Consider the following 12,941-nt stretch of genomic DNA (forward strand, 5'->3'; position numbering starts at 1 on the left):
GTCGTTCGCGGCGCGGCTCGCCGCCGAACTCGGCGGCGCGGGGTGGGTGATCGTCTCCGGCCTGGCTCGCGGCGTCGACGCGGCCGCTCACTCCGCCTCGCTCGCCTCGGGCACCGTGGCCGCCTATGCGGGCGGCCTCAACTGCGTCTACCCGCCCGAGCACGCGGACCTCGCAGGGCGCATCGTCAACGAGGGCGCCCTGGTCAGCGAGATGCCCATGGGCTGGCAGCCGCGCGGGCGTGACTTCCCCCGCCGGAACAGGCTGATCGCCGGGATGTCGCTTGGGGTGATCGTCGTCGAGGCGGCCCTGCGGTCGGGCTCGCTGATCACCGCAAGGCTGGCCGCCGAGATGGGACGCGAGGTGATGGCCGCCCCCGGTTCGCCGCTCGATCCCCGCTGCGAGGGCTCCAACGGGCTGCTGCGCGACGGGGCGGTTTTCATCACGCGCTCTGACGATGTCATCGAGGCGCTTGCGCCGTTGGTCGACCGTGGCCCGCCTGCGCCGCGCCCGATCTCCCTCGCGCAGGCCGAGGCGGCCGGCTTCGACCATGGCGAACCCGCCGGCTGCGAGCGCGCCCGAATCCTCGAGCTTCTGGGCCCCTCCCCCGCCTCGGTCGACGAACTCGTCCGGCAGGCCGACGCCGAAGCCCGCACGGTCCAGATCGTGCTGCTGGAACTCGAGCTTGCGGGCCGGCTGGAGCGTCAGGGCGACGGCAGGGTCCGGCTACTCGCCGGGAATCTCTGGGACTGAAGATCCTTCCTGCGCCTCGCGGGCGGCGCGGATCTCGGCCTCGGCCTCCAGCCGAGCCATGTCGAGCAGGTAGGCGAGCGTCGTCAGACCGTTGCGGCGGGCGAGCTCACGCAGATCGCCCGCCAGCGACGCGACGTAGGCCGCGATGTCTTCGCCCTTCAGAGATGTCGAGGACGGCCTCCGCTGATCCGACCGGGACAACCGCTCGCCTCCCTTAATGATTGTATGGATAAAAATCATGAACCATAAGGCGAGCGAACGCTATGTTTCCGTGGCCTCCCGACGTCACGCCGCGGCGCCGGCGGGGGCCACGATTTGACAGGCCCGGGACGCTCTCCCATTTTCCGGCCCGCCGCCGTAGGCAACCGGCCGGCCAGGGGCTCCCGCTTCATGCACAACGTCGTCATCGTCGAATCGCCTGCGAAGGCGAAGACGATCAACAAATATCTCGGCTCCGATTACGAGGTTCTCGCCTCTTACGGGCACGTCCGCGACCTGCCGGCCAAGGACGGGTCGGTGGACCCGGAGGCGGACTTCCACATGCTGTGGGAGGTCGATGGCAAGTCGGCTCAGCGGCTGAACGAGATCGCGCGCGCCGTGAAGGGCGCGGACAAGCTGATCCTCGCCACCGACCCGGATCGCGAAGGCGAGGCCATCTCCTGGCATGTGCTGGAGGTGCTCCGCGCCAAGAAGGCTCTGAAGGACCAGCCGGTCGAACGCGTGGTGTTCAACGCGATCACCAAGCAGGCGATTCTGGACGCCATGAAGCACCCGCGCGAGATCGACTCGGCGCTGGTCGACGCTTACTTGGCGCGCCGCGCGCTCGATTATCTGGTCGGCTTCAACCTCTCACCTGTGCTGTGGCGCAAGCTGCCCGGGGCGCGTTCCGCCGGGCGGGTGCAGTCCGTCGCGCTCAGGCTGGTCTGCGACCGCGAAGTTGAGATCGAGCGCTTCAAGCCGCGGGAATACTGGTCCCTGGTCGCGCAGCTCAAGACCCCGCGCGGCGAAGCGTTCGAGGCCCGAATCTCCTCCGCCGACGGCAAGCGGCTGGGCCGGCTGGACGTGGCGGACGAGGCGACCGCGACGGCGCTGAAGCAGGCGATCGAGGCGTCCGAGCTCGCCGTCGCGAATGTCGAGGCCAAGCCCGGACGGCGCAATCCGCAGCCGCCCTTCACCACCTCGACGCTTCAGCAGGAGGCGTCGCGCAAGCTCGGCTTCGCGCCGAACCGCACGATGCAGCTCGCGCAGAGGCTCTACGAGGGCGTCGACATCGGCGGCGAGACGGTCGGTCTGATCACCTATATGCGGACCGACGGCGTCGACATGGCGCCCGAGGCGGTGACCGCCGTCCGCTCCCTGATCGGCTCCGACTATGGCGACCGCTATGTGCCCTCTTCGCCGCGTCGCTACACGACCAAGGCGAAGAACGCTCAGGAGGCCCATGAGGCCGTGCGCCCGACGGATCCCCGTCGCACGCCGAAGGAGATGGCGCGCCGGCTCGATGACGATCAGGCCAAGCTCTACGAACTGATCTGGAAGCGGACGGTCGCGAGCCAGATGGAGTCGGCCGAGGTCGAGCGGACCACCGTCGACATCTCCGCCAACGGTTCGGATCGGCGTATCGAGCTCCGCGCGACCGGCACGGTCGTCACCTTTGACGGCTTCCTCGCGCTTTATCAGGAAGGCCGGGACGACGAGGAGGACGACGAGGCGCGCCGCCTCCCGCAGATGAGCGCCGGCGAGCCGCTCGCCCGCGTGGCGCCGGTCGCGGCCACGCAGCATTTCACGGAGCCGCCGCCGCGCTACACCGAGGCCGCCCTGGTCAAGCGCATGGAGGAGCTCGGCATCGGCCGCCCCTCCACCTATGCGGCGACGCTCACCGTGCTGCGCGATCGCGGCTATGTGCAGCTCGACAAGAAGCGGCTGGTGCCGGACGACAAGGGACGGCTCGTCACGGCCTTCCTCGAGAGCTTCTTCAACCGTTACGTCGAGTACGACTTCACGGCCGGGCTCGAGGAGCAGCTCGACCGGGTGTCGAACGACGAACTCGACTGGAAGGAGGTCCTGCGGGACTTCTGGCGCGAGTTCACCGGCGCGATCGACGCCACCAAGGAACTGCGCGTCACCGAGGTGCTGAACGCGCTGAACGAAGTTCTCGGCCCTTACATCTTCCCGGCGCGGGCGGACGGCGGGGACCCGCGGGTCTGCCCGACCTGCGGAACCGGCCAGCTTTCGCTCAAGCTCGGAAAGTTCGGCTCGTTCGTCGGCTGCTCGAACTATCCTGAGTGCCGTTACACACGTCCGCTCGGCGCCGAGCTCGACGGGACGGATGGCGCTGCGGCCGGCGGGGACGGCGTGAAGACGCTCGGGACCGATCCGGCGTCCGGCCAGGAGGTGACGCTGCGCAACGGCCGCTTCGGCCCTTACGTCCAGCTCGGAGAGCCGGTCGAGAAGGAGAAGCCGAAGCGCGCCTCGCTGCCCAAGGGGTGGTCGGCGGCCGAGCTCGATCTCGAGGGAGCGCTCAGGCTGCTGTCGCTGCCCCGGCTCGTCGGCGTTCATCCGGAGTCGGGCAAACCGATCGAGGCCAACCTCGGCCGCTACGGTCCGTATGTCAGCCATGACGGCGTCTACGCCAACCTTGACGGCGTCGACGAGGTCTTCTCGGTCGGCATCAATCGCGCGGTCGCTGCGCTCGCCGAGAAGAAGGAGAAGCGCGGCGCCCGCGGCGCCGTCGCCGGCCGCGCTCTGGGCGAGCACCCGGGAGGCGGACCAATCACGGTGCACGCCGGGCGCTACGGTCCCTATGTCAAATACGGCAAGGTCAACGCCACCCTGCCCCAGGGCACGGACCCGGAGGCGCTGACCCTCGACGAAGCCGTCAGGCTGGTGGATGCGAAAGCCGAGAAGGGCGGCGGCGGCCGCAAGCCGGCGCGCAAGCCCGCCGCGAAGAAGCCGGCGGCCAAGAAGCCGGCCGCCAAGAAGGCAGCGTCCGCCAAGACGGGCAAAGCCGCCAAGGCGGCCGCGGGGTGAGTTCTCGACGGGGAACCAAATGAAGAAGGTCGCGATTACCGCCTTGGTGCTGGCGCTCGCCTCTCCGGTGATGGAAGCGGCCGCCGGTTCCTATGTGGTCTGGGGGGTCGGCTCGCGCCGCTGCGGCGCATGGATCGACGCGCAGCGGACCAATCAGGCGAAGGCGGAGGCGTACCAATCGTGGGTGCACGGTTTCGTCACCGGCGCGGGCTTCGCCCGCGAGGGACTGAAATTGAAGGACGTCGACGTCCGGCCCGAGACGTTGACGAAATGGGTGGACGAGTACTGCCTGGCCAACCCGTTGATGACCATCGAGCGCGCCGCCGTCGGCCTGCTGGACCACATCGCAGCTGAGAAGTAACGCCGCCGAGACGCGAGCAGGCTGCGCAGCCGCAGGCAGGACGAAGTTGGCCCGGAAGACCTCTCCCAAGACCGCAGCCCCCAGCGAACCGTCCCGCGGCCTGCCATCGCGCGACGAGCTGGTGGCCTTCATCGCTTCCGAAGGAGGCAAGGTCGGCAAGCGGGAGATCGCGCGCGCGTTCCGGATCTCCGGCGCCGAGCGGGTCGAACTCAAGCGCATGCTGCACGAGTTGCAGGACGAAGGCGTGGTGGCCCGCAAGGGCAAGCGGCTCGCGCGCTCCGGGGCCCTGCCGTCGGTCGTGCTCGCCGACGTCGTCGGCCGCGACCGTGACGGCGAACTGCTCGCGGAGCCCGCCGAGTGGGATGAGGACGAGCATGGCGCCCCGCCCAAGATCCTGATCGACCCTGCGCCCTCGCGCGGGCGCAAGCCGGGGCTCGCCCCCGGAATCGGCGACCGCGTCCTGGTCCGGGCCGAACCGCTCGAGGAGGTCGAGCCAGGCGGCGCCACGCACCATGGCCGCGTCATCAAGGTGCTGTCGAAGCAGTCCGCGCGGGTTCTCGGCATCTTCCGGGTTCTGCCGGACGGCTCGGGGCGGCTGGCGCCGGTGGAGAAGCGCAACGCCGGCCGCGAGCTTGCGATCGCCGCCGCGGATTCCGGCGGCGCCAAGGACGGCGATCTGATCTCCGCCGACATCATCAAGGAGGGGCGTTACGGCCTCCCCGCCGCCCGGGTGCGCGAACGCCTGGGCTCGCTGAAGAGCGAGCGCGCGGTCAGCCTGATCGCGATCCACGCTCACCAGATCCCGCACGTCTTCCCGGCGGCGGCGCTCGCGGAGGCCGAGGCCGCGCCGGCCGCTTCCCTCCAGGGTCGCGAGGACTGGCGGCGGGTTCCGTTGATCACGATCGACCCGGCGGACGCCAAGGACCACGACGACGCGGTGCACGCCGAGCCCGACCCGGACCCGGCGAACGCCGGCGGCCATATCGTCACCGTCGCAATCGCGGACGTCGCCGCCTATGTGCATCCGGGCTCGGCGCTGGATCGCGAGGCCCTGGAGCGCGGCAATTCGGTCTACTTCCCGGACCGCGTGGTTCCGATGCTGCCGGAACGCATCTCCAACGACCTCTGCTCGCTCCGCGAGAAGGAGAACCGCCCTGCCCTCGCTGTCCGGATGTGGATCGGCAAGGACGGGCGCAAGCTCCGCCACTCGTTCCACCGCGTGATGATGCGGTCCGCGGCCAAGCTCTCCTACAGCCAGGCGCAGGCCGCGATCGACGGCGCGCCCGACGACGCGACGGGGCCGCTGCTCGAGCCGGTCCTGAAGCCGCTCTGGGCCGCCTATGCGGCGCTCAAGACGGCGCGCGACGCGCGTGGCCCGCTCGACCTCGACCTGCCTGAGCGTAAATTGCTGCTGAAGCCCGACGGCACCGTCGACCGCGTGATCGTGCCCCCGCGGCTCGACGCGCACAGGCTGATCGAAGAATTCATGATCCAGGCGAACGTCGCCGCGGCCGAGACTCTCGAGGCGCGGCGCACGCCGCTGGTCTACCGCGTCCACGACGCGCCCTCGCTGGAGAAGCTTGAGGCGCTCCGCGAGTTGCTCAAGACGCTCGACATCGAGTTCGCCCAGTCTGGCAATCTCCGGCCGATGCACTTCAACCGCATCCTGGCGAGGACGGCCGAAAGCGAGAGCGCGAGCCTGATCAACGAGGTGGTGCTCCGGACCCAGGCTCAGGCCGAGTACGCCGCCGAGAACTACGGCCACTTCGGCCTCAACCTGCGCCGCTACGCGCATTTCACCTCGCCGATCCGCCGCTACGCCGACCTGATCGTGCATCGCGCGTTGATCCGGGGGCTCGATCTGGGCTCGGACGGGCTGCCCGACAGCGCGACAGCCGAGACGCTTGGAGAAATCGGCGCCCGCATCTCGGCGGCCGAGCGGCGCGCCATGGCCGCGGAGCGCGAGACCGTGGACCGGCTCATCGCGCACTTCCTCGCCGACCGTGTCGGCGCGACGTTCACTGGACGGATCGCCGGCGTCACCCGCTCGGGCCTGTTCGTGAAACTGGACGAAACCGGCGCGGACGGCTTCGTGCCGATCTCGACCCTCGGCTCGGAATACTTCTCCCATGACGAGGCCGCCCGCGCGCTCGTCGGGGAACGGTCCGGGGAACGCTACCGGCTCGGCGACACGGTCGAGGTCAAGCTGGTGGAAGCCGCACCGGTCGCCGGCGCCCTGCGCTTCGAGATGCTGTCCGAGGGTCAGCCCGGCCGTCCCGCCGGCCGAGGCAAGCGTGGCTTGCGACGCGCCGCGGCTGCGGATTCGAAAAAAGCGCCCGGGGGCCGTAAGAAGGGGGGCCGCGCGACGCGCGGGTCGAAAGGCAAGGGATCCCGATGAGCTTCGAGGTAAAGACCGCTTCCGGAGACGCTCCAGAGCCGCGCCTGATCGGCGGCTCCCTGTTGCGCGGGGCGCTCTGCCGCTGCCCCGCCTGCGGCCAGGGACGCATGTTCGGCAGCTATCTCAAGGTCGCCGCGCAGTGCGACGCGTGCAGCGAGGAGCTCCACCACCAGCGCGCCGACGACGCTCCCCCCTATGTGGTGATCTCCATCGTCGGCCATGTGATCGTGGCTCTGATCCTGGCCGTGGAGCTCGCCTATCAGCCGCCCGTCTGGCTCCACATGGCGCTCTGGCTGCCGCTGACGGTGATCCTCTCGCTCCTGCTGCTGCCGCCCGTGAAGGGCGCGCTCGTGGGCCTGCAGTGGGCGCTCCGGATGCATGGCTTCGGCGGCGAAGAGGACGGGCTGCCGGCGGACGGCGGCCTCAGGCCCACTCCTCAGGCGTGAGCGCGTCGGAAGCGTCGGCCGCGCCGCAATCCCGGAAGCCGCGGCAGCCGATCAGGGACGCCGCGACTCTCATCCTGCTCGACCGCTCCTCATCTGAACCGAAGGTCCTCATGGGCCGGCGGCACCATGCGGTGCGGTTCATGCCCGGCAAGTACGTGTTCCCGGGCGGGCGCGTCGAGCCGGAGGATGGCCGCGTCAACGTGGCCGGCACATACGCGCCGCACGTCGAGCGCAGCCTGCAGGCCCGCGTGGCTCGCCCGTCGATCACCCGCGCCCGCGCCTACGGGCTCGCGGCGCTCCGGGAACTCGCGGAAGAGACCGGGCTGCTGATCGGCGAAGCCGAGATGGAGGGCTTCCACGCCCGAAGCGAGTCCTGGAAGGTCTTCGCCGAAGCCGGCGTCTTTCCGTCGCTCGAGGGTCTTCACCTGGTCGCCCGGGCGATCACTCCGCCCGGCCGGCCGCGGCGGTTCGACACGCGCTTCTTCGCGGCCGACCGCTCGCTCGTGTCAGCCGCGCGATCTGACGTCATCCACCCGGACGCGGAGCTGGTGGAGCTGGTCTGGGTGACCTTCGACGAGGCGCGACGGCTTGATCTGCCGGCGATCACCGGAGTTGTTCTCCGTGATCTGGCGGAGCGTCTGGAGAACGGGCTGGAGCGCGATCTGCCCACCCCCTTCTACCGCCAGGGCTCCGCTTCCGAGCGTGAATTGATCTAGGGCCGCCGCCAGAGGCCGCTGGGCGGCCATTCGCTGTTGCTGAGGATTTAGCCATCGTCCGCACATTTCTGTGGCGTCGATGTGGTTGATTCTCATGATCATCAGGACGGAAGGCTGATCGCGCATCCGGCCGGCGACGATCGGAAAATCCGATCGACCGAGTGGTACTGGCCTGCGTCGTTTCGCGCGGCCTGATTTTCGATCGCAGTACTGGAAAAATCGCGGAGGAAAGGCGAAATAATCGGGAGCGACGGACGGTTTGCGCTTTCTGTCGTTTGCCCTCCTTGGGCGTTTCCTCCCTAGACTTAGGCCGCTCGCCTCGCGAGCGGCCTTTTTTTCGTCTATTGCGTGCCGCGGCCCGGGGAGGTGAAGAACGTGCAGATCGCGACCTGGAACGTGAACTCCATCAAGACGCGTCTCGAGCTGCTCCTGCGCTGGCTGGACGAGGCGAAGCCGGATCTGGTCTGCCTGCAGGAGATCAAGTGCGTCGACGAGGCTTTTCCGCGGGCCGAGATCGAGGCCGCCGGCTACAACGTCGCCGTCCACGGGCAGAAGTCCTACAACGGCGTCGCGATCCTCTCGCGCCATCCTCTGGAGGACGTCCACGTTCGACTCGGCGGGGACGAGGAGGACGAACACGCCCGCTTCATCGAGGCGGTGGTGTCGACGGAAGCGGGCGTCGTGCGCCTGGGCGGACTGTACTTGCCGAACGGCAACCCCGCCGACACGCCGAAATACGGCTACAAGCTCGCCTGGATGGAGCGGTTGCGCGCGCACGCCGCCGAGCGGCTGGCCCACGAGGAAATCTTCGTGCTGGCTGGCGACTTCAACGTGATCCCCGCGCCGGAAGATGCGAAGCGGCCCGCCGCATGGGTCCACGACGCGCTGTTCCTGCCGGAGACCCGCGCCGCCTGGAGGCGCCTGCTCGCTCTCGGGATGACCGACGCCCTGCGCGCCTGCGACGACGCAGCCGGCCTCTTCACCTTCTGGGACTATCAGGCGGGCGCCTGGCAGAAGAACGACGGCATCCGCATCGATCACCTGCTGCTGTCGCCGCAGGCGGCGGACCGGCTGGTGGGCGTTCGCATCGACAAGCACGTCCGGGCCTGGGAGCGGCCGTCCGATCACGTGCCAGTGGTGGCTGAACTGGCGCTCTGAACGGACTGAAAGATGTTCCGCCGCCGCGCAGGGAGGCGGCTTCAGGCGCGTGACACCGGGCGTGTCTCGACCGCGATCCCGCTTCCGTCCAGCGCTCCGTAATCCTGGCGAGACCGCGAAGCTATTCGCGGTCCTTCTTCCAGGCGGTCACGTAGCTCTGCGCCGTCTCCTGCTCTTCGGGCGACGCTTCCGCCAACGCCTCGACATAGAGGTCGGCGATCCACTTCTGGCTTCCGCCGGAGGCGTCGTTGGCGAGCGTCAGCCACATCAGCCCGCGGGCGCGCTGGCGGGGTATCTGAAGTCCGTTGAACAGCATGTGGCCGAGCACGGCCTGCGCCTCGCGCTGGCCCTTGTTCGCCGCAAGCCCAAGCCACCTGGCGGCCTGCCGCGGGTCCTTCTCGCCGTCCGGCCCGTCGATATACATCCGGGCGAGGTTGTACTGCGCGTCGGGGTCGCCGAAGTACGAGGCCGCATAGGCGAACATCTCGCGGGCGCGCGCCGGGTCCGCCCGGATCGGACTGTTCGGGACGCCGTCCAGATAGTAGTTGCCGAGCGCGACGAAGGAGTTGGCCACGAACCGCGCCTGCATGGTGCCGGGCGCGTCGTCCGCGTGAGCGTTGGCGACCTGGCTGAAATAGTCGAACGCCTTGACGTCGTCGCGATCGACGCCGTCGCCCTCGGCGTACATGCGAGCGAGCTTCCACTGCGCCATCGCGTGACCACGCTTGGCCGCGTCGAGCAGCGAGGTCACCGCAGTCGCCTTGTCGCCCGCGATATAGGCGCGGGCGCCCGTCTGGAACGCCTCGAACGGCGACGGCTCTTTCTTGGAGGTCGACGGCGCGCCGTCGAAGGCGTGCGCCGCGCTTACGGCGCCGAGGAGCGCAACCAGCGCCGCCGCGGCGACGGCTGCTCGATCAAACATCGGCATAGGAGCGCCGCTCATGCTTGCCGCCCGGATGGGTGACGGCGCCGAAACGCGCCGGCCCGACGCCCTGGGCGAATTTCCACAACGCGCCGGATCCGAAGCCGTGGTCGCGCGGCCGCCAGTCCTGCCGGCGCGCGTCAAGCTCCTCGTCCGTGAGCGCGACGTCGATCGAACCCGCGACGGCGTCGATCGTGATCACGTCGCCGTCGCGGAGGAGCCCGATGGGGCCGCCGACGGCAGCCTCCGGTCCGACATGCCCGACGCAGAAGCCGCGTGTCGCGCCCGAGAACCGGCCGTCCGTGATGAGCGCGACCTTGTCGCCCATCCCCTGCCCGTACAGAGCCGCGGTCGTCGCCAGCATCTCGCGCATTCCGGGGCCGCCCTTGGGGCCCTCATAGCGGATGACCAGCACCTCGCCTTCCTTGTAGGTCCGGCTCGAGACCGCCTCGAAGCAGGCCTCCTCGCTGTCGAAGCAGCGGGCTGGTCCGGAAAATCGCTGCTCCTTCATACCCGCGACCTTCACAATCGCGCCGTCGGGCGCGAGGTTGCCCCGCAGCCCCACCACGCCGCCCGTCCTGGTCAGCGGCTTGTCGGCCGGCAGAACCACGTCCTGGTCGGCGTTCCAGCGAACCTTCTCCATGTTCTCGGCGATCGTGCGTCCAGTGACGGTGATGCAGTCGCCATGAAGAAAACCGTGGTCGAGCAGAGTCTTCATAAGCAGCGGCACGCCGCCAACCTCGAACAAGTCTTTGGCGACATAACGACCGCCCGGCTTCAAATCCGCCACATATGGCGTCCGCCTGAAGATCTCGGCGACGTCGAACAGGTCGAAGTCGATGCCGGCCTCATGCGCCAACGCCGGCAGGTGGAGCGCAGCGTTGGTGGATCCGCCTGAAGCCGCCACCACGGTCGCGGCGTTCTCGAGCGCCTTCCGGGTGACGATGTCGCGCGGGCGGATGTTGCGGGCGATCAGCTCCATGACCATCTCGCCGGCCGCCATGCAGAACCGGTCGCGGATCTCGTAGGGGGCGGGCGCGCCAGCCGAATAGGGCAACGCCAGTCCGATCGCCTCAGACACCGTCGCCATGGTGTTGGCGGTGAACTGCGCGCCGCAGGCGCCGGCGGAAGGACAGGCCGCCTGCTCGATCTCGTCGAGGTCCTCGTCGGACATCGCGTGGACCGAATGCTTGCCGACCGCCTCGAACACGTCCTGGATCGTGATCGGCTGGCCGCGGAACGAGCCGGGCAGGATGCTGCCGCCATAGATGAAGATCGAAGGCACGTTGAGGCGCACCATCGCCATCATCATGCCCGGCAGCGACTTGTCGCAGCCGGCGAGCCCCACCAGGGCGTCGTAGCAGTGGCCGCGCATCGTGAGCTCGACGGAGTCCGCGATCACCTCCCGCGAGGCAAGCGAGGACTTCATGCCCTCATGGCCCATGGCGATGCCGTCGGTGACGGTGATCGTGCAGAACTCGCGCGGCGTGCCGCTGGCGGCCGCGACGCCGTTCTTCACGGCCTGCGCCTGCCGCATCAGGGAGATGTTGCAGGGAGCGGCCTCGTTCCAGCACGAGGCGACGCCGACCAGCGGCTGGTGGATCTGGGCCTTGGTCAGGCCCATCGCGTAGAGGTAGGAGCGGTGCGGGGCGCGCGACGGGCCCTCGGTGACGTGCCGGCTGGGCAGTTTCGACTTGTCGAAGACCTTCGAGTCCATGCCGCCCCAATCCCTCGGGGCGAAACGCGCCCCATACTCTTTCTCAGCGGGGCGGACCGACGATGGCGCCATCTGACGCCAGTATCCGAACGCGCGCGGCCCGCCGCCGCCGAACGCCTTGGTCCCCCGACCGTCTCAAGACGAGACAGCGTCCTCAGGCAGCAGGTTACCTCCGAAATAGTTGGCGATTTGTGGCTGAATGGCGGCGAGTTGAGCTGTGAACGACCGGGCGGCGCGCTCTGCTCTATTTATGTTGCGCTTATGCCACGGACGATTGAGAGGACTGCAACGGTCCGTTCACCGTAGTTCCTGCGGCGAGATCGTCGATCAATGCGACTTGGCGCGGGAGGCAAACGCGCGCGAGATCGTAGTTTTCGACCGCGAAGACTCTCGCCGCCCGCCCCAGATGGGCGAATTGCTCCCGATCGGCCAGCGTCTCGATCACCCCCTCCGCAAGGCCCGCGATGTCGAAGAAGTCGAACAGCCGGCCGGTGACGCCGTCCTCGATGACTTCACGCACCGGCGGGGTGCCGGACGCGACGATCAGGCATTCCGCCGCCATGGCTTCGATCAGCGACCAGGACAGGACGAACGGGTAGGTCAGGTAGACGTGGCAGGACGAGACCTGCAGCATCGCGATGAAGTCAGGCTTCGGAATGTTGCCGACGAAATGCACGCGCGACAGATCGAGGCGATCGCGCACCTCGCCCAGAAAAATGTCCTTCCAGGTCTTTCCATCCGGCGCCCGCCTGCCATAGGAGACGCCGTCGCCGCCGACGATCACGACCTGCGCCTGGGGCCGGCGCTCCAGGATCGCCGGCAGCGCCCGCATGAAGACGTGGTAGCCGCGGTAGGGCTCGAGCTGCCGGTTGACGAAGGTGACGACCTCATCGCGCGGCCTGAACGTCAGGTTCGTTCCAGGGACTGCGAAGCGCGCGTTCGGCTTCGGGCTGGCCGCGACCGTGTCCACGCCGTCATGGACGACCCTGATCTTGTCCCACAGGAACTCCGGATGCTGGCGCTTCTGCCATTCGGTCGGCGAGACGCCGAGATCGGCCGCGGCGAGCGACGTCAGCATCGCGGCGTTCTTGGTTCTCACCGGCAAGGCCGAGCGCAGACCCGCTTCGGGAAACTCCGGATCGAAGCCGACGTCCGCGCCCCGGAAATTGTAGAAGAACTCGCTGTAGACGAGATGCCGCGCGCTCGGGAACAGGTCGCGCGCGAACAGCGTCTCGCCCCAGCCGGAATGGCCGATCACCACCGCCGGCTCGCACCCCGCCTCGCGCTTCAGTCGCTGCATGGCCGCGGCCGCGAGTTCGCCGCGCGTGACGTCGGCCACGAAGCGCTCGGCCAGCGGGTGACCGGCGCGCGGAGGCGGAGGAGACCGGAGCTGCGGCGTTCAAGCCTGACCTCACAAAGGCGGAGGCGTCCATGCTGATCGA

At 68.9% G+C, this 12,941-nt stretch carries 11 protein-coding genes and 1 pseudogene; 7 read left to right on the forward strand and 5 right to left on the reverse strand.

Features of this window, described 5'->3' with window-relative positions; genetic code table 11:
- On the forward strand, positions 1–751 hold a 751-nt coding region (locus tag ACIKT0_RS06460; protein ID WP_407104541.1), incomplete at its 5' end, for a DNA-processing protein DprA.
- Here the strand turns inward: ACIKT0_RS06460 and ACIKT0_RS06465 are convergent.
- Entirely contained in the window at positions 725–952 is a 228-nt protein-coding gene (locus ACIKT0_RS06465; RefSeq protein ID WP_407104542.1) for a hypothetical protein, read from the reverse strand. The two genes, ACIKT0_RS06460 and ACIKT0_RS06465, sit on opposite strands and share 27 nt — an antisense overlap.
- A gap of 189 nt (positions 953–1,141) precedes the next feature.
- Between ACIKT0_RS06465 and topA the strand changes: the two genes are divergently transcribed.
- The 6 genes from topA to xth all read left to right on the forward strand — a co-directional run bounded on the left by topA (position 1,142) and on the right by xth (position 8,860).
- Positions 1,142–3,781 carry a type I DNA topoisomerase gene (gene topA, locus ACIKT0_RS06470; protein ID WP_407104543.1) on the forward strand — a complete coding sequence of 880 codons (2,640 nt, stop codon included), beginning with the start codon at positions 1,142–1,144 and terminating at the stop codon, positions 3,779–3,781.
- A gap of 19 nt (positions 3,782–3,800) precedes the next feature.
- Positions 3,801–4,142, forward strand: coding sequence for a hypothetical protein (locus tag ACIKT0_RS06475; RefSeq protein WP_407104544.1), 342 nt, complete (start codon positions 3,801–3,803; stop codon positions 4,140–4,142).
- A gap of 46 nt (positions 4,143–4,188) precedes the next feature.
- A complete protein-coding gene (gene rnr / locus ACIKT0_RS06480) occupies positions 4,189–6,540 on the forward strand; it encodes a ribonuclease R (RefSeq protein WP_407104545.1) in 2,352 nt (783 codons plus the stop codon).
- Complete coding sequence (locus ACIKT0_RS06485) at positions 6,537–6,986, forward strand: DUF983 domain-containing protein (RefSeq protein WP_407104546.1); 450 nt, start codon at positions 6,537–6,539, stop codon at positions 6,984–6,986. Before rnr ends, ACIKT0_RS06485 begins: the two co-directional genes overlap by 4 nt.
- Before the next feature lie 110 nt (positions 6,987–7,096).
- Complete coding sequence (locus ACIKT0_RS06490) at positions 7,097–7,702, forward strand: NUDIX hydrolase (RefSeq protein ID WP_407104547.1); 606 nt, start codon at positions 7,097–7,099, stop codon at positions 7,700–7,702.
- A gap of 375 nt (positions 7,703–8,077) precedes the next feature.
- A complete protein-coding gene (gene xth, locus ACIKT0_RS06495) occupies positions 8,078–8,860 on the forward strand; it encodes an exodeoxyribonuclease III (protein WP_407104548.1) in 783 nt (260 codons plus the stop codon).
- Positions 8,861–8,981: 121 nt separating this feature from the next.
- On the opposite strand, the gene ACIKT0_RS06500 is transcribed toward xth, so the two are convergent.
- The 4 genes and pseudogenes from ACIKT0_RS06500 to ACIKT0_RS06515 all read right to left on the reverse strand — a co-directional run.
- The gene (locus ACIKT0_RS06500; protein ID WP_407104549.1) at positions 8,982–9,803 is read right to left on the reverse strand and encodes a tetratricopeptide repeat protein; all 822 of its coding nucleotides are present in this window, start codon (positions 9,801–9,803) and stop codon (positions 8,982–8,984) included.
- Positions 9,775–11,499, reverse strand: a complete 1,725-nt coding sequence (gene ilvD / locus ACIKT0_RS06505; protein WP_407104550.1) for a dihydroxy-acid dehydratase — start codon at positions 11,497–11,499, stop codon at positions 9,775–9,777. The genes ACIKT0_RS06500 and ilvD overlap by 29 nt, the downstream gene beginning before the upstream one ends.
- A 259-nt stretch (positions 11,500–11,758) precedes the next feature.
- Complete coding sequence (locus ACIKT0_RS06510; RefSeq protein WP_407104551.1) at positions 11,759–12,469, reverse strand: glycosyltransferase; 711 nt, start codon at positions 12,467–12,469, stop codon at positions 11,759–11,761.
- A pseudogene (locus tag ACIKT0_RS06515) lies at positions 12,470–12,856 on the reverse strand (glycosyl transferase family 1); the annotation flags it as partial.
- Positions 12,857–12,941 lie beyond the last annotated feature (85 nt).

Source organism: Hansschlegelia beijingensis (genome assembly GCF_045505405.1).
GTDB classification, from domain to species: Bacteria; Pseudomonadota; Alphaproteobacteria; order Rhizobiales; family Methylopilaceae; genus Methylopila; species Methylopila beijingensis_A.